The 23,279-nt window shown below is 69.6% G+C and carries 17 protein-coding genes and 1 riboswitch; of the genes, 7 read left to right on the top strand and 10 right to left on the bottom strand.

What is annotated here, in order from left to right; all coding sequences use genetic code 11:
- Positions 1–433: 433 nt before the first annotated feature.
- The gene (locus tag ACN27J_RS11000) at positions 434–1,255 is read right to left on the bottom strand and encodes an alpha/beta fold hydrolase (protein WP_421365678.1); all 822 of its coding nucleotides are present in this window, start codon (positions 1,253–1,255) and stop codon (positions 434–436) included.
- Positions 1,256–1,516: 261 nt separating this feature from the next.
- Positions 1,517–2,521, bottom strand: a complete 1,005-nt coding sequence (locus tag ACN27J_RS10995) for a 2-hydroxyacid dehydrogenase (protein ID WP_421365675.1) — start codon at positions 2,519–2,521, stop codon at positions 1,517–1,519.
- A gap of 78 nt (positions 2,522–2,599) precedes the next feature.
- Between ACN27J_RS10995 and ACN27J_RS10990 the strand changes: the two genes are divergently transcribed.
- On the top strand, positions 2,600–3,856 hold the full coding sequence (locus ACN27J_RS10990; RefSeq protein WP_421365672.1) for an FAD-binding protein: 1,257 nt from the start codon (positions 2,600–2,602) through the stop codon (positions 3,854–3,856).
- 41 nt (positions 3,857–3,897) lie between these two features.
- Here the strand turns inward: ACN27J_RS10990 and ACN27J_RS10985 are convergent, their stop codons facing one another.
- A complete protein-coding gene (locus tag ACN27J_RS10985) occupies positions 3,898–5,490 on the bottom strand; it encodes a restriction endonuclease (RefSeq protein ID WP_421365669.1) in 1,593 nt (530 codons plus the stop codon).
- Between the two features lie 266 nt (positions 5,491–5,756).
- Here ACN27J_RS10985 and ACN27J_RS10980 point away from each other — a divergent pair, with 266 nt between their 5' ends.
- Positions 5,757–7,871: a prolyl oligopeptidase family serine peptidase gene (locus ACN27J_RS10980; protein ID WP_421365666.1), complete on the top strand. Its 2,115-nt coding sequence runs from the start codon at positions 5,757–5,759 to the stop codon at positions 7,869–7,871.
- Here ACN27J_RS10980 and ACN27J_RS10975 read toward each other — a convergent pair.
- Positions 7,836–8,222 (bottom strand): hypothetical protein, encoded by a 387-nt coding sequence (locus ACN27J_RS10975; RefSeq protein ID WP_421365663.1) that lies wholly within the window; start codon positions 8,220–8,222, stop codon positions 7,836–7,838. The two genes, ACN27J_RS10980 and ACN27J_RS10975, sit on opposite strands and share 36 nt — an antisense overlap.
- Before the next feature lie 201 nt (positions 8,223–8,423).
- On the opposite strand from ACN27J_RS10975, the gene ACN27J_RS10970 reads away from it, so the two are divergent.
- Together ACN27J_RS10970 and ACN27J_RS10965 are read left to right on the top strand one after the other, a co-directional pair.
- Complete coding sequence (locus ACN27J_RS10970; RefSeq protein ID WP_421372190.1) at positions 8,424–9,116, top strand: S1 family peptidase; 693 nt, start codon at positions 8,424–8,426, stop codon at positions 9,114–9,116.
- Between the two features lie 526 nt (positions 9,117–9,642).
- Positions 9,643–10,881, top strand: a complete 1,239-nt coding sequence (locus ACN27J_RS10965; protein ID WP_421365659.1) for a hypothetical protein — start codon at positions 9,643–9,645, stop codon at positions 10,879–10,881.
- Between the two features lie 113 nt (positions 10,882–10,994).
- On the opposite strand, the gene ACN27J_RS10960 is transcribed toward ACN27J_RS10965, so the two are convergent.
- Together ACN27J_RS10960 and ACN27J_RS10955 are read right to left on the bottom strand one after the other, a co-directional pair.
- Positions 10,995–11,411, bottom strand: a complete 417-nt coding sequence (locus ACN27J_RS10960; protein WP_278170539.1) for a hypothetical protein — start codon at positions 11,409–11,411, stop codon at positions 10,995–10,997.
- A gap of 178 nt (positions 11,412–11,589) precedes the next feature.
- A complete protein-coding gene (locus ACN27J_RS10955) occupies positions 11,590–12,027 on the bottom strand; it encodes a hypothetical protein (protein ID WP_421365656.1) in 438 nt (145 codons plus the stop codon).
- Positions 12,028–12,271: 244 nt separating this feature from the next.
- Here ACN27J_RS10955 and ACN27J_RS10950 point away from each other — a divergent pair, with 244 nt between their 5' ends.
- Positions 12,272–15,010 carry a cellulose binding domain-containing protein gene (locus tag ACN27J_RS10950; protein ID WP_421365653.1) on the top strand — a complete coding sequence of 913 codons (2,739 nt, stop codon included), beginning with the start codon at positions 12,272–12,274 and terminating at the stop codon, positions 15,008–15,010.
- 82 nt (positions 15,011–15,092) lie between these two features.
- Here the strand turns inward: ACN27J_RS10950 and ACN27J_RS10945 are convergent, their stop codons facing one another.
- Positions 15,093–15,488 carry a hypothetical protein gene (locus tag ACN27J_RS10945; RefSeq protein ID WP_421365651.1) on the bottom strand — a complete coding sequence of 132 codons (396 nt, stop codon included), beginning with the start codon at positions 15,486–15,488 and terminating at the stop codon, positions 15,093–15,095.
- Positions 15,489–15,921: 433 nt separating this feature from the next.
- On the opposite strand from ACN27J_RS10945, the gene ACN27J_RS10940 reads away from it, so the two are divergent.
- Together ACN27J_RS10940 and ACN27J_RS10935 are read left to right on the top strand one after the other, a co-directional pair.
- Entirely contained in the window at positions 15,922–16,281 is a 360-nt protein-coding gene (locus tag ACN27J_RS10940; RefSeq protein WP_278170530.1) for an STAS domain-containing protein, read from the top strand.
- A gap of 127 nt (positions 16,282–16,408) precedes the next feature.
- Complete coding sequence (locus ACN27J_RS10935) at positions 16,409–17,287, top strand: serine/threonine-protein kinase (protein ID WP_421372189.1); 879 nt, start codon at positions 16,409–16,411, stop codon at positions 17,285–17,287.
- Positions 17,288–17,457: 170 nt separating this feature from the next.
- Here the strand turns inward: ACN27J_RS10935 and ACN27J_RS10930 are convergent, their stop codons facing one another.
- The 3 genes from ACN27J_RS10930 to ACN27J_RS10920 all read right to left on the bottom strand — a co-directional run bounded on the left by ACN27J_RS10930 (position 17,458) and on the right by ACN27J_RS10920 (position 23,248).
- Positions 17,458–20,415: a glycosyl hydrolase gene (locus tag ACN27J_RS10930; RefSeq protein ID WP_421365648.1), complete on the bottom strand. Its 2,958-nt coding sequence runs from the start codon at positions 20,413–20,415 to the stop codon at positions 17,458–17,460.
- Positions 20,416–20,899: 484 nt separating this feature from the next.
- Positions 20,900–21,973: a coiled-coil domain-containing protein gene (locus tag ACN27J_RS10925; RefSeq protein ID WP_421372188.1), complete on the bottom strand. Its 1,074-nt coding sequence runs from the start codon at positions 21,971–21,973 to the stop codon at positions 20,900–20,902.
- Between the two features lie 67 nt (positions 21,974–22,040).
- A riboswitch (cyclic di-AMP (ydaO/yuaA leader) is annotated at positions 22,041–22,171 on the bottom strand.
- A 168-nt stretch (positions 22,172–22,339) separates the two neighbouring features.
- Positions 22,340–23,248 carry a cation diffusion facilitator family transporter gene (locus ACN27J_RS10920; protein WP_421365645.1) on the bottom strand — a complete coding sequence of 303 codons (909 nt, stop codon included), beginning with the start codon at positions 23,246–23,248 and terminating at the stop codon, positions 22,340–22,342.
- Positions 23,249–23,279: the final 31 nt, after the last annotated feature.

Below are 23,279 nucleotides of genomic sequence, written 5' to 3'. Positions count from 1 at the left end.
GGGACGAGGTTGCCGAGCGCTGGAATCAGCCACTCGCCAGTACCGGCCGCCGGGTGCTGACTGTCGACTGTGACTTCGACTCGCCCGGCCTGCACCCGTACTTCCGGCCGTTCCTGGCCGACGCATGAGCTGCGTCGGTCGCCGGGAGTGATTGACGCCATGGCGCACTACCGCCAGGAGGTCGACCAGTACGGGCCGCTGTCAGCGGCCAGACTGGCCCGGGTCGCCAGGGTCCAGCAGCACGCAATTCCGTTGGAGCGCTACGAATTTTTCAACGGCGGGTCGATCGACTTCATCCCCTGCGGACAGCAGGACCCGGTGTGCGGCGTGAGGTGCGAGACGAATTGGGGGACCGAGCGGTCCTGGCGAAACGGACCGCTCGGCTACTTGTAACGGAGTCGGTTCAGGCCGACGAACGCGGCCGGTGCCAGGCTCAGCTCTTCAGGAACGTGAGCAGATCCTGGTTGACCTGGTCCTGGTGGGTCGCGGTGATACCGTGCGGGGCGCCCGGATAGTAGACCTCCTGGGCGCCGGACACCAGTTGGGCGGTCTTCATCGAAGCGTTCCCGATCGGCACGATCTGGTCGTCGTCGCCCTGCATGACCAGGGTGGGGACGTCGAAGGCGGCGAGGTCGTCACGGAAGTCGGTCTCCGAGAACGCCGCCACACTCTGGTACGCGTTCCACAGCCCGGCCTGCATGCTCCACGACCAGAACTGGTGCAGGATGCCGTCGGAAACCTCGGCACCTGGCCGGTTCACGCCGTAGAACTTGATCGCCAGATCCTGGTAGAACTGCGCCCGGTCGTGGGCCAGGCTGGCCCGCATCTCGTCGAACACGGCCAGCGGCAGCCCGTCCGGGTTGTCCGGCGTCTGCACCATGATCGGCGGTACGGCAGAGATGAGCACCGCCTTCGCCACCCGACCGGTGCCGTACCGGCCGATGTACCGGGCGACCTCACCGCCACCGGTGGAGTGCCCGATCAGCGTGGCGTCGGTCAGGCCGAACGCCTCGATCACCGCGGCGAGGTCGTCGGCGTAGCCGTTCATGTCGTTGCCCTCGGGCGACTGGCTGGACCGGCCGTGCCCACGCCGGTCGTGCGCGATGACCCGGAACCCCTGCTGGGCGAGGAACAGCAGTTGGCCGTCCCATGCGTCGGCGTTCAGCGGCCAGCCGTGTGAGAACACGATGGCGGGGCCGGAACCCCAGTCCTTGTAGTAGAGCTGGGTGCCGTCCTGCGTGGTGAGGTACCCCATGGCGTCACTCCTGACTCTCGGTGCGCTCCTGGTTCTGCCCCTTGGTCGGCCGGCTGGGCCGCGCTGCCGGGCCGGCCCGGGCTGAGCATCCGTCAGGGTGAAGAGTCTCCGCGGACGTGGGAAGATAACCGGTGTGAACCGGCGGGAACGGGGAACCGGCAGACCTTCAGCCATGACTTTGACACTGTCTGCTCCCGGCCGGATCGGACCGGGCTTGCGACCGGGCGCTGGGCCCGGACGCCCGCGTACGGGGTTCGTCGGTCAGTGCACCAGGGCGTCGGGCTGGATGTCCGCCGGGGTGCCCTCCCGCTCGTACGCGGTCAGGCTGCCGACGGTGGTGGTGGCGATGTTGTGCAGCGCCTCCTCGGTGAAGAACGCCTGATGGCCGGTGATCAGCACGTTGGGAAAGGTAACCAGCCGGGAGAACAGGTCGTCGCGCAGCATCTGGTCGGACAGGTCCTCGAAGAACAGATCGGCCTCCTCCTCGTACACGTCCAACCCCAGGTAGCCGATCTTGCCGCTCTTCAGCCCTCGGATGACGGCGGCGGTGTCGACCAGCGCGCCCCGGCTGGTGTTGATCAACATCACGCCGTCGCGCATCTGCGCGATCCGTTCCTCGTCGATCAGGTGATGGGTGTCGGGGGTGAGCGGACAGTGCAGGGTGACGATGTCCGACTCGGCAAGCAGCGTCGGCAGCGGGACGTAACTGGCGCCGGCGGCGACGGCCTCGTCCGACGGGTACGGGTCGGCGGCGAGTACCCGGCAGCCGAACCCGGCCATGATTCGAATGAACCGGACGCCGATCTTGCCGGTGCCGACGACGCCGACGGTCCGGCCGTGCAGGTCGAAGCCGAGCAGCCCGCTGAGAGCGAAGTTGTGCTCCCGGACCCGGTTGTAGGCGCGATGGATCTTGCGGTTGAGCGCCAGGATCAGTCCGGCACAGTGCTCCGCGACCGCGTGCGGCGAGTAGCCCGGCACCCGGGTGACGGTCAGCCCGAGCCGGCGCGCGGTGGCCAGATCGACATGGTTGAACCCGGCCGAGCGCAGCGCGACCAGCCGGACCCCGCCGCCGGCCAGCGTCTCCAGCACCGGTGCGCTGAGGTCGTCGTTGACGAACGCGCAGACCGCGTCGCAACCGGCGGCCAACGGTGCGGTCTCCGCCGACAACCTCGGCTCCAGGAACACCAGGTCGTGACCGGCCTCGGCGTTCGCGGCGGCCAGGAACCGCTTGTCGTACGGCTTGGTGCTGAACACCGCCACCCGCATGGGACCTCCTCCGGCGCGACCGTAGCTTCCGTTGGTCCAGGGTACGGTGAGGCGGGTCGGCGAGAGGAGAACGGGCTGATGGCCGCTGTGGTCACCAACTGGGCGCGTAACGTAACCTTCGCCGCGCGTCACGTCCACCGCCCGACCACCGTCGACGAACTGCGACAGGTCGTGGGCGGATCGGCCCGGCTGCGGGTGCTCGGCACCGGGCACTCGTTCAACCGGATCGCCGACACTGACGGAGACCTCGTCTCGCTCGCCGGCCTGCCCGCCGAGGTGACGGTCGACTCCGAGACGTTGACGGTCACCGCCGGCGGCGGTGTCCGCTACGGCGAGCTTGCCGAACACCTGCACGCACACGGGTACGCGCTGCACAACCTGGCCTCGCTGCCGCACATCTCGGTCGCCGGTGCCTGCGCGACCGCTACCCATGGCTCCGGGCGCGGCAACGGCAACCTCGCCACCGCCGTACGGGCGGTGGAGTTGGTGACCGCCGACGGAGACCTGGTCCGGCTGGACCGGTCCCATCCCGATTTCGCCGGCGCGGTGGTCGGTCTCGGCGGGCTCGGCGTGGTCACCAGCGTTACCCTGACGATCGAGCCGACCTTCGATGTGGCGCAGTACGTCTATCACGGGCTGTCCCGCGACGCGCTCGTCGCCGGATGGGACCGACTCCAGGCCAGCGGCTACAGCGTCAGCATGTTCACCGACTGGACCGGGACCGGGATCGACCAGGTGTGGGTGAAACGGCGCACCGACCACGACCATCCGCCGGTCGATGCCGACGGGTTGGGGCTCGCCGCCGCCGACGGCCCCCGCCACCCGGTGCCCGGAATGCCGGTGGAGAACTGCACCAGCCAGCTGGGGGTGGCCGGTCCGTGGCACACCAGGTTGCCGCACTTCCGGCTCGACTTCACCCCGAGCAGCGGTGCCGAACTACAGTCGGAATACCTGGTAGCGGCCGGCGACGTGGTAGACGCCCTCGACGCGGTGGCCCGGATTCGCGACCGGGTCGCGCCCGTGCTGCAGGTCTGCGAGATCCGTACCGTCGCCGCCGACGAACTGTGGCTGAGCATGAACCATTCGCGGGACAGCGTCGCGATCCACTTCACCTGGGTCGCGGATGCTACGGCGGTGACGCCGGTGATCGCTGCGGTCGAGCAGGCGCTGGCGCCGTACGCCCCCCGACCGCACTGGGGCAAGCTGTTCGGCATCGGCCGGGACGAACTTGCCGGCAGGTATTCGCGGTGGGACGACTTCGCCGACCTGCTGGTCCGCTACGACCCGGCCGGGGTGTTCCACAACGACTTCCTGGACCGGTACTTTCCCCGCTGACCCGCTGACCCGCTGACCCGCTGACCCGCGACGGTCGCGGCTCAGGCCCGGCGGTCGATGCGGGCCTTGACCCCGCCGGTCTCGGCGAGCATGTGCAGCAGCGCCGAGCCGTCGATCAGCTCCAACGGCTTTCCGGAAGCGAAGTCGAAGGCCGCCGAGGTGTAGCCGGCGGTGGTCACCAGGATGCCGTTCGAGGCGTTCTCCGCCTGGACGACGCCGAAGAGGTCACGGACCGCCGACACGTCCATGGTGCCGCCGCCGCGCCGGGCCAGCACGACGACCGTGCCGCCGAACAACGGGCGGGGATCGTGCGCCATGCACTCCACCGTGCCGTCGGCCGTCGTGCGCACCTGGCGCATCTGCAGCCCGAGCTTGGTGAACAGGTCGGCGATCAGCTGCTCGAACTGGTCAGCCGGTATGGTCAGCAGGTCCGGTCGCTGGTCCAGGTCGGCGAGGACGTCGATCTCGTCGGCGAACCGCTTGTCGACCTGGTCGAAATCGACGACGGCGGGCACCGACGCCAGATCCACCGGATGGGCGGAGATCCGTGCGCCGAGCCGGCGCAGGCAGGCGGCCGGGTCGACGTTGGCCAGGTTGATCGCGACGAACTCGTCCCGGGTGGTACGCAGACTGACCAGGCAGGGCCGGGCCGGTCGGCCGGTGGCCGGGTCGATCCGTTCGACGATGCCGTTGATACAGACGGTCTCCAGCAGCCTGGTACGGTCCGCCTCGTACAACTCGTGCACCGTACGCAGGGTGATCTGGGTGATGAGGTCGGCGTACCGATCGGCGATTTCGGTCGCCGACCGGCCGACCGCCGTCACCTCGTCGTCGGCCGGCTGGTAACGGTACTCCCGGATCCGGGGGACGACCTCCACCGCCGGCAGGTGGTACTCGACCACCAACTGACGGGACTCGGGCAGGTAGGCCAGCCGGTAACGCTGCGGAAAATCGTCCGGGTAGACGGAATTTCCGAGCACCAGCCCGAAGTACTCGACGACGGCCTTCGGGTCGGCGGCGGCGAAGACGGCGGAGAACCGGTCGATCGCCGCGTTGTGCGCGGCGATCTTGGCGGCCAGCTTCTCACACTGCTGACGGTACTTCTCCTCGGCTGCGGCCAGCCGGCGGCGCCGCTGCGCCTCCGCCGCCTCGTGTGTCGCGGTGGCCTGCTCGAACACCTGTCGCGCCTCGGCGACCTGCTGCTGGTGGCGGACCTCGCCGCCGAACATCCGGCCCAGACCGGCCGGCTCCGGCGGGGCGAAATCGGACCACTGCGGTGCGGCCAGCGGTACGGCGAGGTCACCCGGATCGAACGGCGGCGGGGTGCTGCTGCGCTTGAGTCGTTCGAGGTCGATGTGGTCGTCGACGGCCAGGGTGTCGGCGAGTAGCTCCTCCAGCTCGGCTACCCGCGACCGCAGGTTCGCGTTGGCCGCCGCGACCTTCGCCGCACGGGCCTCGGTGTAGAGACGCTTGCGTTGGCGTTCGTCCTCGGCGGCGGCCTGCTCGGCGGCCTGCCGGGCGTTCTCCGCCTCCCAGACCATCTGCTGATGCTGACGGTACGCGAAGGCCTGGGCCCGGTGCTGGGCGTGCACCTGCTGGGCGTGTGCCCGCTGCGCCTCCTGCATGCTGCTCATCTGTCAGCCCCGATCGTCGCCGGTCCACTCCCGCCCCAACCGTCCGCGCCACCCGGCCCGGACGGATCACCGGTCGCACGTCTGCACGTTGGACGTGCGTCAATCTTGTCCGACCGTCACGGTAGCGTCCAGTGTCCAGCTTCCGGCGGCGACGTTCGCAGCCGGCCTTGGGACGGCACCCTCTGGTGGGCGGTGCGGTACGACGAGTTTGCCTATCCTGGTGCGTACCCCCGCAGAGCGGGCCGGGGGCGGGGGAGGACAGACGGATGGTGATGGACGGCCGGGTGTCGCACGGCGGCGATCCGTACCTCTGGTTGGAGGAGGTGCTCGGTGACGCTGCCCTGGACTGGGTCCGCGACCGCAACGCGGAGACCACCGCCGGCTGGACCGCCGAGCCGGGGTTCACCCAGCTGCGGGACCAGATCAAGCAGGTGCTCGACTCCGCCGACAAGATCCCCGACCCGACCTGGCGGGGGGACCACCTCTACAACTTCTGGCAGGACGCCGGACATCCCCGCGGGGTGTGGCGGCGGGCCACCCTCGACGAGTTCCGTCGGCCGCAGCCGAGCTGGGAGATCCTGCTCGACCTCGACGAACTCGCCCGGGTCGAAGGGGAGAACTGGGTCTGGAAGGGTGCCCACGTGCTGCGGCCCGGGTACGACCGGTGCCTGGTCGTGCTGTCCCGGGGCGGATCGGACGCCGCGGTGGTCCGCGAGTTCGACCTGACCACCCGCGACTTCGTGCCGGACGGCTTCATCGTCGCGGAGGCGAAGAGCACCGTCTGCTGGATCGACCGCGACCACATCTACGTGGGCACCGACTTCGGGCCCGGCACCGTCACCAACTCCGGCTACCCGCGGACCATCCGGCGCTGGCAGCGCGGCACCGCGCTGGCCGACGCCCCGCTGGCGTTCGCCGGTGAGGTCGACGACGTCACCGTCTCCGTGGTGCACGACCCGACCGCCGGCTACGAGCGCGACCTGGCGGTACGGCGTACCGAGTTCTTCCGTAACCGGACCTACCTGCTGCGGCCCGACGGCGGTTGGGGTCTGGTCGACGTGCCCTCGGACGCCGAGATCGACCTGCACCGGCAGTGGCTGCTGATCGAGCTGCGCAGCGACTGGCTGGCCGGTGACGTCACCTACCCGGCCGGCGCGGTGCTGGTCACCCCGGTCGACGAGTTCCTGGCCGGCAAACGGGAGTTGACCACGATCTTCGAGCCGACCGAGCGCTCCGCCTACAGCTACCACGCCTGGACCCGCAACCATCTGCTGCTGGTCACCCTGACCGACGTCCGTAGCGAGATCACCGTACTGACCCCCGGCGACGACGGCTGGCGGCGTCGAACGCTGCCCGACGCCGGCGGATTCGACCACACCGACGTGGCCGACACCGAGCCGGACCGGGGTGACGAGTTCCTGCTGCACACCGCCGGGTTCATCCGGCCACCGACGCTGCTGCACGGTACCGTCGACGGCCCGACGCGGCCGGTCAAGACCGGTCCGGCCTTCTTCGACGCCGACCAGATGACCGTCCGGCAGTTCTTCGCCGTCTCCGCCGACGGCACCGAGGTGCCGTACTTCCTGGTCACACCGGGCGAGACCAGCCCGCCCGGACCGGCGGCCGGGCTTACCCTGATGACCGGGTACGGGGGTTTCGAGATCGCCTGGACCCCGACCTACAGCGGCGTCGTCGGTGCCGGCTGGCTGGCCCGGGGCGGCAGCTTCGTGGTCGCCAACATTCGGGGCGGCGGTGAGTACGGACCGCGCTGGCACACCGCCGCTCTGCGGGAGAACCGGCTCCGCGCGTACGAGGACTTCGCCGCCGTCGCCACCGACCTGGTCGCCCGTGGACTGTCCAGCCCGGACCGGCTCGGCGCCTACGGCGGCAGCAACGGCGGGCTGCTGATGGGCGTGATGTTGACCCGCTGCCCGGAGCTGTTCGGCGCGGTCGTCGGGCAGGTGCCGCTGCTGGACATGCGCCGGTATCACAAGCTGCTCGCTGGAGCCTCCTGGATGGCCGAGTACGGTGACCCCGACGATCCGGCGGACTGGGCGTTTCTGCGGGAGTACTCGCCGTACCAGAACATCCGACGGGGTATGGCGTACCCGCCGTCGCTCTTTCTCACCTCGACCCGCGACGACCGGGTCCATCCCGGTCATGCCCGCAAGATGGTCGCCCGGCTGCGCGAGTACGGCCACGACGTCACCTACCACGAGAACGTCGAGGGTGGGCATTCCGCAGCCGCGGACAACGCACAGCAGGCGTTCAAATGGGCACTGCTGCTGGAGTTCGTCCGGCGGACCCTGACCGGTGAGCGCCGGGCGGACGGTGACCGGGCGGCGTCAGACCCGGTCGGGGGACTGCTCGGTAACAGGTAGGAAGACGGTGACCACCGCCATGCAGGACGCCCAGACGACGAGCAGCACGGTCAACTGACCGCTGGTGATCCGGCAGGGACACAGCAGGTGCGCGGAGGTTTCGACCACTATGCCGGTGCCGATGATCGCGGCGAGGGCCGGCCACGGCTTCGTCCAGCCCCAGAGCAGGACCGCGCTCAGCGCGACGGCGAGCAGTCCGATCCCGATCGCCGGGAAGTTCGCTTCGGGAACGCCGTGCACGGTGACCTCGGCGCGGGGGGTCACCAGCCGCAGCGGCTCGAGCGTGAGTCCTTCCAACGGCCGGCGCCCCATCACCCGGTAATAGGGCAGGACCGGTATCCCCAGAAGCATTGAAGTATCGTCGTTTGTCGATAGTGTTCGCATCGGGTACCCAGCAGCGCCTGTCTGACAAGGCCGAACAACCCGTTCTATCGCCGCGCCGCCCATCAGTCGGCGCGTACCCCCTGACGATGAGGACACCGCACGATGAAGGCACTCCCGCTCCTGTCCCGGATGCTGCTGGCCACCGGGCTCGCCGCCGCCAGCCTCGCGATGCCGGCCACCACGGCGCAGGCCGCGCCGCCGTCCAGCACCGCCGACGAGATCGGCACCCTGGTGGTGAACGGCCGTCCGGCCACCGAGAACTACCCGTTCATGGTCTACACGTCCGGCTGCACCGGTTCGCTGATCAAGTCGAACTGGGTGGTCACCGCCCGGCACTGCCCGACCCCGATCTCGGTACGGGTGGGCAGCGTCAACCGGACCAGCGGCGGCACGGTGGTCCGGGTGATCCGCGCGGTCAACCACCCGCGGATCGACGTCAAGCTGATGCAGCTGGCCAGCTCGGTGAGCTACGCCCCGGCACCGATCCCGACCACCTCCGGTGCGGTCGGCACCGCCACCCGGATCATCGGCTGGGGCCAGACCTGCGCTCCCCGCGGCTGCGGCTCGGCCCCGACCATCGCCCACGAGTTGGACACTTCGATCGTGGCGGACAGCCGGTGTCTCGGCATCGATGCCGGCTATGAGATCTGCACCAACAACACCAACGGCAACGCCGGTGCCTGCTACGGCGACTCCGGTGGTCCGCAGGTCCGGAAGGTCTCCGGGCGGTGGTACCTGATCGGCGCCACCAGCCGCGCCGGCAACAACAACTCCACCTGCGCCACCGGTCCGTCGATCTACGGCGATCTGCCGTCGATCCGCTCCTGGATCAACACCCAGGTGGGTGGCTTGCCTGCCTGACCCGTGCCAGCCTGATTCCCTGCCCATCTCGTGCGCCGCACCGGTCAGCCGGTGCGGCGCACCCCTGCGATCGCCCGGCGGGTGGATTTTCTCACTTCGGGATCGGCTCGACCCGGCGCGAATCCACTGAGTTCCCAGGTGGTCGCTTGCGGTACGTGATCCGTCTTGTCAGTCGAACAAGGTGAATACGGCCCGTGCCCGCTGGGCGGCCCTGAGCTGCCGAAACAAGATTTTTGAGCCGATGTTGAACCCGGCCCATTGACCGAAAGTATGATGTCGGCGGGTTGAGGGACGCCCGCCAATTTTCCACTAACCGTGAGACTCCCCGGATACGGGATCGGGCTGCTTGACAGCCCAGAGAACCCACTTTTAGCGTGGCTTCTCGTAAACGTGGTGCGAACTCGTTCCGGCAATGGAAGTGGGCGTTTGAAGGCACCCGTTTGACCAGCTAGCAGAACACGGCTGCCCCACCGGACGACGCCTGTCAACCGCGCCGCCCTCGACGAGAAGGAGTAGGTAACCCCCCATGTACAGGTCGGCACAACGGCGCAGTTCGACCCCGCGTGGCCGAAACCAGCGCACTGTCAGTGGCCGCAACAAACGCATCATCGCTGTCCTCGGCACGGTCACGGTGTTCGCGGGCATCGTCGCGGTCACCCAGGTCTCCTCCGCCAACGACCAGCTGCGTACCGCCACCGAATGTGTCGCGCCGAGCCCCGGTTCCACGGCTGAAGGCGGCGTGACCACCACCGTGACCCGGGAGAACGGTCGCGAGGTGCGGCACCACTGGGGTGACGGACAGACCACGCTCGAGGAGTGCGAGAGCGGCACGACCGTCGTCGCGGCTCCGACCATCGAGTGCCCGTCCGTAGCGGACAAACTGCCGGAGGTTCCCGCTGCGGCGCGTACCGAGGTGGAGCGCAACCTCGGCCTGCTGGAGAAGCAGATCGAAGAGGCCAACAACCGGCTCGCCAACAGTGTCGGCGAGGGCGGGCCGAACTTCATCAACAACGCCATCCTCGGCCCGCTGGCCAGTAAGCGGGTCGCCACCCTGGACCGGATCGCGATCGCCATCGGCCGGGTCGCGCCGCGTCCGCGTGGGCTCGACGAGCTGGCCACCTGCGAGCTCGTCAACCGCCCCGGCAACAACGACGGTGGCGGGAACAACGACGGTGGCGGGAACAACGGCGGGGACAACGGCGGCAACGACGGCGGCAACGGGCTGGAGATCCTGGCCAACAGCTGTGACGACAGCAATCTGGACGACCACGACGGCTTCCAGGTCGGCAACCGCTGTGTCGACACGCAGTTCGGTGAGGTCGGCGCGGCCGCCAACAACCCGTCGCTGCTGATCACCGAGTTCCCGGACGAGGTCGGCGTGGAAGAGCCGTTCACCATCCGGGTCAGCACCCGTAACCTGGTCCGGGACCGCTTCCTCCCGGCGGCTCAGGGTGGCTACTACGTCGAGAGCTCGCTGCTCAACGAGCAGGGCCTGACCCGCGGTCACTTCCACACCGCGTGTCGGATGCTGGACTCGACCGAGGTCGCGCCCGACCCGGCTCCGGCTCCGGAGTTCTTCGTGGCGACCGAGGACGGCGGTGGCGGTCGCGAGCCGGACCAGGTCACCATCCAGGTCTCGGGCATGCCGCAGTCCGGTACCGCGCAGTGCTCGGTCTGGGCTGGTGACGGTTCGCACCGGCTGCCGATGTCGGAGCGGGCCAACCAGACCCCGGCCTTCGACTCGGTCCGGATCACCGTGAACTGACCAGTGCTCTAGCGCAACGATCACCACAGCTGCGGGCCCGGACTCGAACGAGTCCGGGCCCGCAGCCGTTCCGGTCGTACGACGGTTCTGGGCTGATCAACAGAACCGGCCGGTCAGGAGAGGATCGCCAGGTGGAAGCCGCGGTCGGCCAGCACTCCGGCGCTGGTGAAGGTCTGGATGAACACCCCGTTGGGGATGCCGGCCCGACCCACGACGGTGATCTCACCCGGGGCCGACGCGCCGACGCTGCCGGACAGGCCGATGCTGCCGACGTAGGCCGACCCGGTCAGGTTGTGGCTGAAGACCACCTGGTAGGTGCCGGTGGCGAGACGGGTCGCGGAGACCGCGCCGAAGCCACGAGCCAGGGTGCCGTTCGCGTTGACGACCGCGAAGAAGCTCTGGGCGGTCGGCGGCATTCCGGATGTGGTGGCGGGGACCAGCGCGATACTGGCCTGCTCCCGTTCCGTCTTGGACACCGGCGGCTGTTCGGTGATGCCGGCGTCGCGTTCCGCGCTGAATGACTCGGACATGGTGAAACTCCTCGCAGATTGGCATTCCGCGGCGTGGACGCGAGATGCCGAAAAGGGATGGAACCGGTGCCGTCCGCTGGGCCCGAGCAGAACGGCAAGTGACTTGAAGTTTATGTTTGACAGCGGAGAGTAACTAGAGCCCGGTGATGTCCAATCGAGGACAGGGTGGCGGCTCCGGTCAGCCGGACTGCCCGGGCCCTGCGGCGAGCCGCCGGTCGAGCAGGGTGGCGAGCGGGATGGACTCGCCGTCGCGACCGCCGGCACCGATCACCAGCCGTGGCTCCATGGGGGCGACGCGTACGCCGGTCAACCTGGACCGCAGGCCGGCTGGGACGGTCAACAGGTAAAGGTTTCCGTCCGTACCGACGGCCAGGGTGCGGTCCGATTTCAGGTACCAGCCGTGCAGCCCGGTCCGGTACCGGCCCCGGCCGTGGTGTGGCTGGGCGGACAGGTGCTGCGCGGCGATTCCGTGACGCCGGGCGGTCGCGACGAAATCGGCGAGCAGATCCGCGGCCTGCTGGGCCTCGTTGGCCCGACGGCGCTGCTGGTCGGCCGCATGGGCGGCGATTGCCTGCCGGCGCTGCCGCGCCCAGTCCTGCTGGTCCCGTTGCCCCACCCGACCAGCCTACTGTCGACGCCGCCGTCCGGTGCGCTCGTACCGTCGCCGATCGGTCGGCGGACGGGCCGGTGGTGGGGGTTTTCTTTGTTTGCCAACCAAACTATTGACACCTCGTCGCGGTGTGTGTGAACGTCTGGACATCGGCCGGTTGCGGGAGTCGGCAAGCCGGAAGTGGGGCCTGGGCACCCCCGGCAAACCCGACGCAGGATTCGTCTGCCTGTGCAGAGAGGAAGCCCGTTACATGCGCAGAACCCTTGCCGGCACACTCGCGGCGGTGGTGCTCGCCGGCGTCGCGGCCGTCGCCACCCAGGTGATGGTCGATGGAGCCGCCTCGCCCGCCCGCGCCGTCGCCGCTGACCCGTACTCCTGGCGCAACGTCCGGATCGACGGCGGCGGCTTCGTGCCGGGCATCGTCTTCAACGAGACCGAACCTGACCTCATCTACGCCCGGACCGACATCGGCGGGGCCTACCGATGGAACCAGGCCGACCAGTCGTGGACCCCGCTGCTGGACTGGGTGGGCTGGGATCGTTGGGGCTGGAACGGTGTGCTCAGCCTGGCCACCGATCCGGTGCAGACCAACCGGCTGTACGCGGCGGTCGGCATGTACACCAACGACTGGGACCCGAACAACGGTGCGATCCTGCGCTCCACCGACAGGGGCGACACCTGGCAGGCGAGCGAGTTGCCGTTCAAGGTCGGCGGCAACATGCCCGGCCGGGGCATGGGGGAGCGGCTGGCAGTCGACCCGAACGACAACCGCGTCGTCTACTTCGGCGCCGAGAACGGCAACGGCCTGTGGCGCAGCACCGACCACGGCCAGACCTGGGCCGAGGTGACCAGCTTCCCGAACCCTGGCAACTGGGCCGAGGATCCGGCCGACCCGAACGGGTACCTCGACCACCAGCCGGGGGTGGTCTGGGTGACCTTCGACGAGTCGACGGGCAGCGCCGGCAGCCGTACCCCGCACATCTACGTCGGGGTGGCGGATCTGCAGAACACGGTCTACCGCAGCACCGACGCCGGGGTGACCTGGCAGCGGCTCGCCGGTCAGCCGACCGGCTTCATCGCCCACCAGGGCAAGATCGACCATGCGACCGGCACCCTCTACATCGCCACCAGCGACAACGGCGGGCCGTACGCCGGCGACCACGGCGACGTCTGGAAGTACGCCACCGCGACCGGTGAGTGGACCCGGATCAGCCCGACGCCGTCGGACGACACCGCGAACAACTGGTACGGCTACTCCGGGTTGAGCGTGGACCGGAACAACCCGGGCACGGTGATGGTGACCGGCTACAGCTCGTGGTGGCCGGACACGTTCATCTACCGCAGCACCGACGGCGGCGCTTCCTGGACGTCGTTCTACGACATCACTTACCCGAACCGAACCAACCACTACACCATGGACATCAGCGACTCGCCGTGGCTTTCCTGGGGGGCCAACCCGCAGCCGCCGGAGGTCACCCCGAAGCTCGGCTGGATGACCGAGGCCCTGGCGATCGACCCGCACGACCCGGACCGGTTCATGTACGGCACCGGTGCCACCATCTACGGCTCGACCAACCTCACCGCGCTGGACGACGGCGGCACGGTCGCCATCCGTACCATGGTCGAGGGCCTGGAGGAGACCGCGGTGCTCGACCTGGTCAGCCCGCCGACCGGCGACGCCTTCCTGATCTCCGGGCTCGGCGACATCGGTGGCTTCCGGCACACCGACCCCGACACCGTGCCGGCGATGATGCATGACCAGCCCAACCTCTCCGGCAACACCAGCATCGACTACGCCGAGCTGAACCCGCAGCAGATGGTCCGGGTCGGCAACGGCGACTCCGGTGTCAGCCACATCGCCTATTCGTACAGCTCCGGGGCCAACTGGTACGCCGGCAGCGAGCCCGCTGGCGTCACCTCCGGCGGTACGGTCGCCGTCGCGGCCGACGGTGGCGCGGTGGTGTGGAGCCCGGGCGGGGTCGGCGTGCACCATGCGACCAGCTTCGGCGGCGGGTTCAGCCCGTCCACCGGGGTGCCGGCCGGGGCGCGCGTGGAGGCCGACCGGGTCGACGGCGAGACGTTCTACGCCTACGCGGACGGGCAGTTCTATGTGAGCACCGACGGGGGTCGCAGCTTCGTCGTTTCGGCGGCCACCGGTCTGCCGGCCGAGCAGGGCCGGTTCGCCACGGTCGCCGGCCACGAAGGTCACATCTGGCTTGCCGGCGACTCCGGCCTGTTCCGTTCCACCGACTCCGGTGCCACGTTCAGCCGGGTGGCCGGCGTCACCGCTGGCCGCAACGTCGGGTTCGGCAAGGCCGCACCCGGGGCCGGTTACCATGCCGTCTTCCTGGTCGGCACGATCGACGGGGTCACCGGGGTGTTCCGCTCCGACGACACCGGTGCCAGCTGGGTGCGGATCAACGACGACCAGCATCAGTACGGCAACATGGGCGACGCGATCACCGGCGATCCCCGGGTGTACGGCCGGGTGTACCTCGGCACCAACGGCCGCGGCATTCTGATGGCGGACCGGCTCGGTGCGCCGCCGTCACCGACCGTCGGCCCGACCCCGTCCGGCAGCCCGTCGGCCAGTCCGAGCCCGTCGGTGAGTCCCTCGGTGAGTCCGAGTCCGTCGGTGAGTCCGAGTGGCAGCCCCACCCCCGGTCCGACCACCCCGCCGCCGGGCGGATGCACGGCGGTCTACCAGCTGGTCGGCTCCTGGCAGGGCGGCTTCCAGGGCGAGGTCCGGGTGACCAACACCGGCAGCGCCGGGATCACCGGCTGGACGGTGACCTGGACTTTCCCCGACGGTCAGCGGATCACCCAGCTCTGGGGCGGGCAGCACACGCAGACCGGTGACGATGTCACGGTCCGGAACGTGTCGTGGAACGGTGACCTCGGTCCCGGGGGCAGCACCACACTGGGTTTCCTGGCCGACTGGACAGCTGGTAACGGAGTTCCAGCGGGCGTGAGCTGCGCAGCGGACTGAGCCGGGTGGCGGATTCACGGCCAGGGGCGGCGTCGATGTCGGTCGACGCCGCCCCGGCGGTCGTGCTGCGGTCAGTGCCGGGTCACCGTCGCGGGGTGCTGCCGGTCGGCTCGTCCACGTCGACGAACTCGATCCGCGCCTCGTCGGACCGCTCGCCGGGCCGGAGCACCGACCGGGTCATCGCCCCGGCCAGCCAGCCGAGGGCCACCCCGGCCGCCGCCGCGCCGGCGAGCCACGCCCACGGCATGGCCCGACGACGGCCAGCGAGCACGTCGACGGCCGCTCGCGCCCGGTGCCGCGCCTCCGCGCTGGCCGGGCCCATCCGCGATCCGGTCTCGGTGGCGAGGTTCGAGGTGTGCTGGCGGGCCAGGCGAGCGGCGTCGCCGGCGGAGCCGACCGCCGAGACCAGATGCGCCCAGGCCTGGTCGGTGACGCGTTGCGGCTTGCGGCGGCGCTCCATCAGGTTGGTCGCGAACATGCTGCTACCTCCTCCAGCGCCACGGCTGCCGGTAGCGCCCGGCAGGCTGTGGCGCGCTGCGGTTGCCTCCACGTGCCCAGCCCTGGTCGGCGGCAAACCCCCTCGTCGTCGCGCCGTTACGGCTGTCTTCTGTCGTACCGGGCCGCTACTGTTGGGACGACAGCCGGCGCGGAGCCGGAGGCCGGTGGGGCACCGGAGGTTCGTGGTTGGCACCCAGGCGCCCCAAGCCTCTACGAATCGTGCCCCGGGTGTCCGTGCCGTAGCTCAGCGCGCAGGGGGCTATGATGCGGGATGTCTGATTGTTAGCGATTATTGTGCCCGTCGGATGCGGATCCGGCCCGGCGAAAGCTGGCGGTGACGCCCGCACCGGAATACTCTCGGTCGCGGCCCGCGTACTGACGAGACGCCCGGATGGGCGAGTGGAGGTGCTCGCGTGAGCCTGTCGGTTGTCACATCGACGCTGCCTGGCGCAGTGGTCGAGATTTCACCACAGGGTGAGATCGACGTGGATACCGCGCATGAGGTGCGTGAAGCGGTGCAGGCGGTGCTGACCAACGGCCGTCCGACCCGGATCCAGCTGAACATGCGGCTGGTGACGTTCATCGACTCGGTGGGCATCAGCGCGATGGTTGCCGGTTTCCAGGCGGCCGAGGTGAGCGGCATCAAGCTGGTGGTGACCGAGCCGAGCCGGTTCGTGCACCGTCAGTTGTGGGTGACCGGGCTGCTCGGTCTGTTCGGCGCGCCTGAGCCGTATGTCGGCGACAGCGCCGAGCGCGAGGTGCCGCTCTCCTGAACTCGCGGCGGTCGGTGGTGTCCGGCCGCAGCTCGAACGGCTGATTAGGGCCGTGTTAACACCCGGCGGTAGATCTTGTCGGTAGCGCTGTCCTGCCGGAAAATGGTCCATCGTGACATGGTTGCTGGTGGGTACCACCATTCTCCGGCGCTATGTCCTCCTTCGCCCGATCGGTCGGGGTGGGGTGTCGGTCGTCTACCAGGCGATCGACGTCGACTCGGCCCGACCGTTCGCGATCAAGTTGCTGGCACCCGCCGCCGCCGACGACCGACGGGCCAGGGACGACATCCGCCGGGAGGCGTCGATCACCCAGCGGTTGCGGCATCCGAGTGTGCCCCGCGTCTACGACGTCGGCGAACTGCCGCTACCCGGGGGCGGCACGTCGTCGTACGTCGTCATGGAGCTGATCTGCGGCGAGTCGCTGGCTGACCGGCTGACCGGCGGTCCGTTGCCGTGGCCGACCGCGGTGCGCACGGCGGGCACCGCCGCAGACGTGCTGGCGGTGGCCCACCGGCGGGGCGTGGTGCACCGGGACCTCACCGCCGGCAACGTGATGTTGACCCGGTCCGGTGCCAAGATCATTGATTTCGGGCTGGCTCGGTTGGCGGGCCCGCCGGCGGCCGGCCGGCCGCCGGGGACGGTGGCCGGCTCCGGTCGACCGGGCGACGACGTCTACTCCCTCGGCGTCTTGCTCTACCACATGCTGACCGGGCGGTTGCCGTACCCGGGGGTCAGTCCGGGGTCGCCGGTGACCGGTGTGCGGACAGGTGCCCTGGCTCCCACTCCGGTGCTGGCGGTCGCCGGCTTGCCGCGTCCCGTGGCCGATCTCTGCCGGGCCTGCATGAGCAAGCGTCCGGAGAACCGACCGACCAGCGTCGAGGCGGCGTTCGCGCTCTGGGACCTGCTCGGCGACAGGGGCATCGACAGCGGCGTCGGCCCAGACATCGGCGTCGGCCCCGACAGCGGCAGCGGCGTTGCCAGGGCGAGTCACGACGTTCTGCCCTGAATCTGGTAGTTATCGGTCATTCTGGGGGATTGTGCAATATATAGCAGATGTCCGGGAAGTGGCTCCGCCGTCGCGGCGCGTCCGGCATCGTCAACGGCGAGGACCCTTTCCCGGCGCCGCGCGTCGGGAAAGGGTTCCTCCTTCGGTGCCGGTCGGAGGTGCCGGTCGGATCAGCCGATCCGGAACGGCACCCGCAGGGTCGACCGACCGGCGTCGGCGCTCGCCGCGTCGACCCGAACCGTGGTCGGTGCGTTACCGATAGCGTTCCACAACTCCAGTCGGACGCACCCGTTGCTCATCGCCCGGAATTCACCCGAGGCGGATTTCAGTCCGGCGCCCTGCCGGTAGGACTCCGTGCCGGGCACCGGGTCGGTGGCGAAGTAGTGGTACGTCTCGGTGCGGCTGTAGCTGCCGGAGCCGGTGAAGTCGTACGACACCCGGGCCTGGATACCCGCGCCGACCGAGGTGCCTGCGTCCACCTGGAGGTCGAACGTGCTGGCCGCCGACCGGTACGCACCGGTCAACCCGCAGGCCCGGAAGGTGACCGGATTGTGCGGCGTACCGTCGTAGTTCGCCCCGCCGGCCGACGGCACCGTGACCGTCGTCGCGTTCGTCCCGGCGGTGTTGCTCAGCACCCCGGCGGACCGCAGATGGAACAGGTCCGAGGTGACCGGCGGGGTGGTCGGATCCGGCGTGGGCGAGGCCGACGGCGTGGGGGACAGGCTCGGTGACGGGTTCGGGGTGGTCGGGGCGCCGGTGGCGTTGCCGCCGCTCCAGGTATGCGCCCCGGTGGTGGCGGTCCGGCCGGCCGGCACGGTCATCCGGGTGCCGTCGGAGAAGGTGACCGTGACCGGCGATGCGGTGATGTTGCTCGCCACGTAGGTGCGGGCACCGTTGCGGTTGAACACCGCGTACAGCGCAGTGTTCGCGGTGACGCCGGTGTCGACCCGGCCCAACGCTGCCAGGTTGCGTACCCAGTGGAAGGTGTGCGCCCGGCTCTCGCCCTCCTCGACCGGGTAGTTGGGGTTCGCCCGCAGGTTGGTCAGGGCGGCGTTGGCGTCGCCGAGCGCCTGGAACGACCAGAGGATGTCCTGCCAGACCGTCGGCGGGCCGCCGTTGTTGGTGACCAGCGCGTTCCAGTTGGTGGCGATGTAGTCCGGCCGGTAGCCGAGGTAGAGCGAGCCACCGGTGACCGGCAGCATGTTGATGCCCTGGATCATCTCCGGCTCGGCGCTGAACCAGGTGGCGTACGCCCCACCGTCGCCCCAGACCATGCCGACCGACCGGTGCCCGAAGGAGGCCGGGAAGTTGGTGTCCGACGAGTCGAACCAGTACTCCTGGATGGCCGCCGACTGGGTGGTGTAGATGTACAGCCCGGCGTCGCGGATCGCGGTGTTGCCGGTGGCCAGGCCCCACTGGATCAGGGCGTTGGCGAAGTTCATCCCCTCCGACGACGATTCCTGGTTGTTGCCGGCGAAGAACGCTCCGTGTCCGGCGGCCCAGTCATGGCCGGCGTAGATGTCGAAGTCGCGCAGGAACGGGAACATCGGGTCGTTGCGGTCCCAGCTGTTGGCGTCGCGGATCAGCAGGTTGACCATGCCGCCGTACTGCTTGGTCGACGCCCACGTCGGGTCGAACTTGGCCAGCGTCGCGGCGGCGGCGATGTAGTAGCCGTAGTGGAAGTGATGGTCGTTGAGATCGGTGTCGGAGCCGTACGAGGCGGGGTAGCCGACCAGGGTGCCCCAGGCCTGGTCGTAGAAGAACACCCGTTGGGTCTTGCCGGGGCTGGCGGTGAACCAGTCGGTGAGCCGGTTCCGGATGGCGGTGAGCAGGTGGTCGCGCTGGGCGGTGCGGCCGAGCTGGTCGGCGATCTCGGCCAGCCGGGCGGCCCGGCCGAGCGCCTTGCCGGTCCAGTAGGTGTCGTTGTCGAATCCGGCGAGCGGGTCGCCGGACGCGGCCTGGTCGAGGTGCGCGGTGAGCGTGGCGAGGTCGGTACCGACGCTGGTGGCCACCGCCGGGACCTCCGGCAGTACGCCGTGGAAGCGCATCGCGGTCCGGAACGACGTCGCGCCGACCAGGTTGCGCATCGGGCCGCGGGCCGACACGTAGGTCTCGGCAATCGGGCTGTCGCCGTCGAGGTGCTTCCACTGGTGCGGGTAAAGGGAGACGACTGTGCCGGTGGCGGAGCCCTCCCGGGCCGTGGTGGTGAAGCTGTAGGTGGCGTCGACCGTGCTGCTGGCCTGATCATAGCTCCAGCTGACCCGGGTGCCGGTGACGTGCGCGTGGGCGTACCGGCCGTAGCTGTCCATCAGGGCGGTACGCCGCGCGGCGCTGGTGCCGGCGCCGGTCGGCAGCAGCGCGACGGAGAAGTAGCCGCGGCCGGCGAGGGTGGAGCTGATCGTGGTTCCGTTGACGGCCCAGGTCGCGCCGCTGGGGGCGTAGGCGACGTAGTCGTGGCCGCGCATCGAGAACCCGACCCGGGTGCCGCCGTGGTGCCAGACCGTCGGGGTGCCGGGGAACGACAGCTGTGCGTTGCCGCCGGTGACCTGGGCGTACACGAACGGCAGACCGTGGCCGACGGTGGCGCGCAGGGTGCGGGCGCCGTCGGACCAGTACGGGCTGACCGTCCAGTCGGTCCAGCCGTCGACCTTGACGTCCGGGGCGTTGAGCCCGGCGACGCCGAGGGTGAACTCCCGGGTGTACGGGTAGTGGTACTCGCCGACGCCGGTCGACGTGCCGGAGATCGCCGCCTCGGTGGTGTAGGAGACGCCGAGCCCGCCGGCGGTCGGCTGGAACGACATCGGATGGGCGTGCAGCGGGTCGGAGTAGGCGCAGTTGTACCGCTTGAACAGCAGCGACGACCACCAGTCGTTGGTCGGCACCGCACCGGCCGGGGCGTTGCCCGTGACGTACTGCCGGGGGTTGGCGGAGATGTTGCCGCAGGCGGTCGGGGCGGACGCGCCCGCCGGGCGGGTGGTGGTGTAGCTGCCGGCGCCGACGGTGGCGGCGTCGGCGGTGCGCAGTACGCCGAAGATTAGTCCGGTGGCGGCCAGCGCCGTCACGGTGGTGGCTGCCAGAATCCGGCGCGGCGTACGACCTGTTCGCGCGCCACGGATCGACAGGTTCATGGTGCCTCCGGGTTGGGTCGGGCGCGGTCCACGATCGCGAAAAATTTCACGCCCATTAATGAGTTATTGCCAGGAGGTCATCAGACATACGGGCTCCTGTCAATATCTCGACATGAAGTTTCGTGCATCCGGTACGGGGTCGTCGCGGTCTGTTGACAGCCGTACCGCTGCTGCTATATATCTAACTGTGAGAGCGCTCTCTCGGCCTCGCGAGCTGCAATGTGCCCTGCGTGAGCCGGGTGTGACTGCGTGGTGGTAGAGCGCTCTCGCGTGGATGCCGGTGGCCGTCGGTTGATATGCCGATCGGTCTTTCGGTGCTGCCCGAGGCTCCCGCGCATCTATTATCGATGCTGATAGGAATCGTCCTCCGGGAATGCGCTACCCCGATTCGGGGGGATCACCGTCGAGCCGGAGGGGCGTCGGTGCATAGCCGTACGGGGGCGGACGGCCACCGATGTGGCCGTCCGCCCCCGTACGCGCGACGTCAGTACACCGACAGGTGCACGTGGTTTGTGTGGTCGCTGGACGGGTCGCCGCCTGCACCGCTGTACGTCTTCCAGCCGCTGCTGGGCAGCCAGATCCGCTTGTACCAGATCACGTAGAGCACACCGAGCCGGTCGGCGTTGTTGATGTAGTAGTTCGCGAGGTTGTCGCCGTAGCTCTTGTCACCGCCGGTCGCCACTCCACCGAAGCCGTTGGGCTGGGCGGCGAAATCACACGCCCGGCCCTTGGGGTGCTCGCCGGAGCTGCCGTTGCGGAAGCAGGACACGTAACGGGTGAAGCCGGCAGCCTTCGCCTGGTTCAGGGCGTGCAGCGTACGGGGCGTGATGCAGCCGGAGGTGGTGGGGTCGTCGACGTTGCACGACTCGGCCGGCCAGGAGCCGTTGGCGTTGCGCGGGGCCGGGGTCGCCGACGCGCTGGACGACCCGGATCCCGACGACCCGGAGCCGGAGGATCCTGAGCCGGAGGATCCGCTGGCGGCGGCCCGCTCGGCCTCCTCCGCCGCCTGCTGCCTCGCCCGTTCCTCCGCCTCCTTCTCGGCGGCGACCGCGACGGCCAAGGCCCGCTCCGCCTGGTTCCGGCGTTGGTCCATGATGGTGACCTGCTTCTGCTGCTCCCGGATCTCATGCTCGATCGCAGCCTTGGACCTGGTCACCTGGTCGCGGGTGCGGTACAGCTCGCGGAGCTGCTTCTCCTCGTTGGCGGTCACCGCACTCAGCGCCGCCGCCCGGTCGATGAACCCTTCCGGTGAGGTGCTGTTGAGCAACGCGGAGACCGGGCCGAGCCTGCCGTTGCGGTACGCGCGGTCGACGATGTGCCCGACGTTCCTGTTTCGTTGCTCCAGCTCAGCACCGACCGTGTCGAGCTGCTCGGACAGCTTCTTCTGCCGGCCCTTCGAGTGGTCGAGCGCCGCCTTGGCGTCGATCCAGCCCTTCGAGGCCGCATCGAGCTCCTTGCGCAGGCTGTCGGTGCCTCCCTCGTCGTCGACCCGGTCGGGCCGGTTCGCGGGCAGGGCGGCTCCGGCCGGCGAGCCGATCGGGGTGCCGGTGACGGCCATCAGGGCAGCGGTCAACGCCGCCAACAACGCGGATCGGGTTTTTCTGTGGACTGTGCGTGACACTGTGCATTCCTTCCGTCAGCCGCCGACCGGGTTAGCTGACGGGTTCGGGACGGAAGATCCCTACCGCGTGACGCGGATGCACCCCAGGTACGTGGTTCCCCGGCTCGCCGTACGGCGATTAGGCGACGGCCTCCGCAGGCGCCGGAGGGGCGCCGCCCGAGCGGAGACCGGGGCCGACACTACCGGTTCCCCGGGTTGCCGTCCCGGTATCGATAGCCATGTTATGTCTGGAAAAAACAGAAATATACGTATATCGTAGCTGTCAACGTCGCGGTAAGGTCACGAAACTTAAGCATCTGCTAATCACCAGTCGGCCGGTCCACAGGAGTCGGCGGGGGCCAGCGGCTCGATCTGCAGCGTCGCGTGCTCGATACCGAACTCGTCGTGCAGGGCTGTCCGGGCGTCCCGCAGCACCGTGCCGACATCGGCTGACGGGGTCACGGCCAGGTGTGCCGAGGCCACCTCCATGCCTGGGGTGAGCGTCCAGACGTGGAGGTCGTGCACGTCGCAGACGCCCGGCACGGTGGCCAGCCGGCTGCGGACCCGGGCGACCTCCACATGCTCCGGCGCCGCCTGCACCAGGATGCGCAGCGCGGCCCGGGCCAGCCGCCAGGTGCGCGGCAGGATGAACACCCCGACACCGACGGCGACCAGCGGGTCGGCGTACCACCAGCCGGTGGTGGCGATCACCGTGGCGGCCACCAGCACCCCCACCGAGCCGAGGAGGTCGCCGAGTACCTCCAGGTAGGCGCCCCGTACGTTGAGGCTCTCCCTGGCCCCCTGGCGCAGCAGGGCGAAGGCGACGATGTTGGCGAGCAGTCCGGCGACCGCCACCACCAGCATCGGGCCGACCGTCACCGGCTCTGGATCGGCGAACCGGCGGGCCGCCTCAACCAGGACGTAGAGCGCGACCCCGGCGAGCAGTACGGCGTTCGCCAGCGCGGCCAGCACCTCGAGGCGGTAGAGGCCGAAGGTGCGCTGCGGCTCCCCGGTCGGTCGCCGGGTCGCGGCGATCGCCGCGAGCGCCATGCCGATGCCGAGTACGTCGGTGAACATGTGCCCGGCGTCGGACAGCAGTGCCAGGGAGCCGGTGGCCAGCGCGGTGACCGCCTCGACGACCATGAAGCCCGCCAGCAGGGCGAAGGCAGCCCAGAGACGCCCGTAGTGTCGCTGGCCGGTGCTCCCGGCGCCGTGATCGTGTCCGACTCCCACGCCTGCCACCCTCCGTTGCCCGGCGTCTCGT

The organism is Solwaraspora sp. WMMB762 (genome assembly GCF_049179115.1).
GTDB lineage: Bacteria > Actinomycetota > Actinomycetes > Mycobacteriales > Micromonosporaceae > Micromonospora_E.
The sequence above is the reverse complement of the archived record's forward strand: the minus strand, read 5'-3'. Positions and strand labels throughout refer to the sequence as shown.

Coding starts and splice junctions, on each gene's coding strand:
- ACN27J_RS10970 (WP_421372190.1), top strand. CDS start 8,424: ATGCCGGCCACCACGGCGCAGGCCGCGCCGCCGTCCAGCACCGCCGAC.
- ACN27J_RS10990 (WP_421365672.1), top strand. CDS start 2,600: ATGGCCGCTGTGGTCACCAACTGGGCGCGTAACGTAACCTTCGCCGCG.
- ACN27J_RS10960 (WP_278170539.1), bottom strand. CDS start 11,411: ATGTCCGAGTCATTCAGCGCGGAACGCGACGCCGGCATCACCGAACAG.
- ACN27J_RS10930 (WP_421365648.1), bottom strand. CDS start 20,415: ATGAACCTGTCGATCCGTGGCGCGCGAACAGGTCGTACGCCGCGCCGG.
- ACN27J_RS10975 (WP_421365663.1), bottom strand. CDS start 8,222: ATGCTTCTGGGGATACCGGTCCTGCCCTATTACCGGGTGATGGGGCGC.
- ACN27J_RS10980 (WP_421365666.1), top strand. CDS start 5,757: ATGGTGATGGACGGCCGGGTGTCGCACGGCGGCGATCCGTACCTCTGG.
- ACN27J_RS10925 (WP_421372188.1), bottom strand. CDS start 21,973: ATGGCCGTCACCGGCACCCCGATCGGCTCGCCGGCCGGAGCCGCCCTG.
- ACN27J_RS10950 (WP_421365653.1), top strand. CDS start 12,272: ATGCGCAGAACCCTTGCCGGCACACTCGCGGCGGTGGTGCTCGCCGGC.
- ACN27J_RS11000 (WP_421365678.1), bottom strand. CDS start 1,255: ATGGGGTACCTCACCACGCAGGACGGCACCCAGCTCTACTACAAGGAC.
- ACN27J_RS10985 (WP_421365669.1), bottom strand. CDS start 5,490: ATGAGCAGCATGCAGGAGGCGCAGCGGGCACACGCCCAGCAGGTGCAC.
- ACN27J_RS10965 (WP_421365659.1), top strand. CDS start 9,643: ATGTACAGGTCGGCACAACGGCGCAGTTCGACCCCGCGTGGCCGAAAC.
- ACN27J_RS10945 (WP_421365651.1), bottom strand. CDS start 15,488: ATGTTCGCGACCAACCTGATGGAGCGCCGCCGCAAGCCGCAACGCGTC.
- ACN27J_RS10995 (WP_421365675.1), bottom strand. CDS start 2,521: ATGCGGGTGGCGGTGTTCAGCACCAAGCCGTACGACAAGCGGTTCCTG.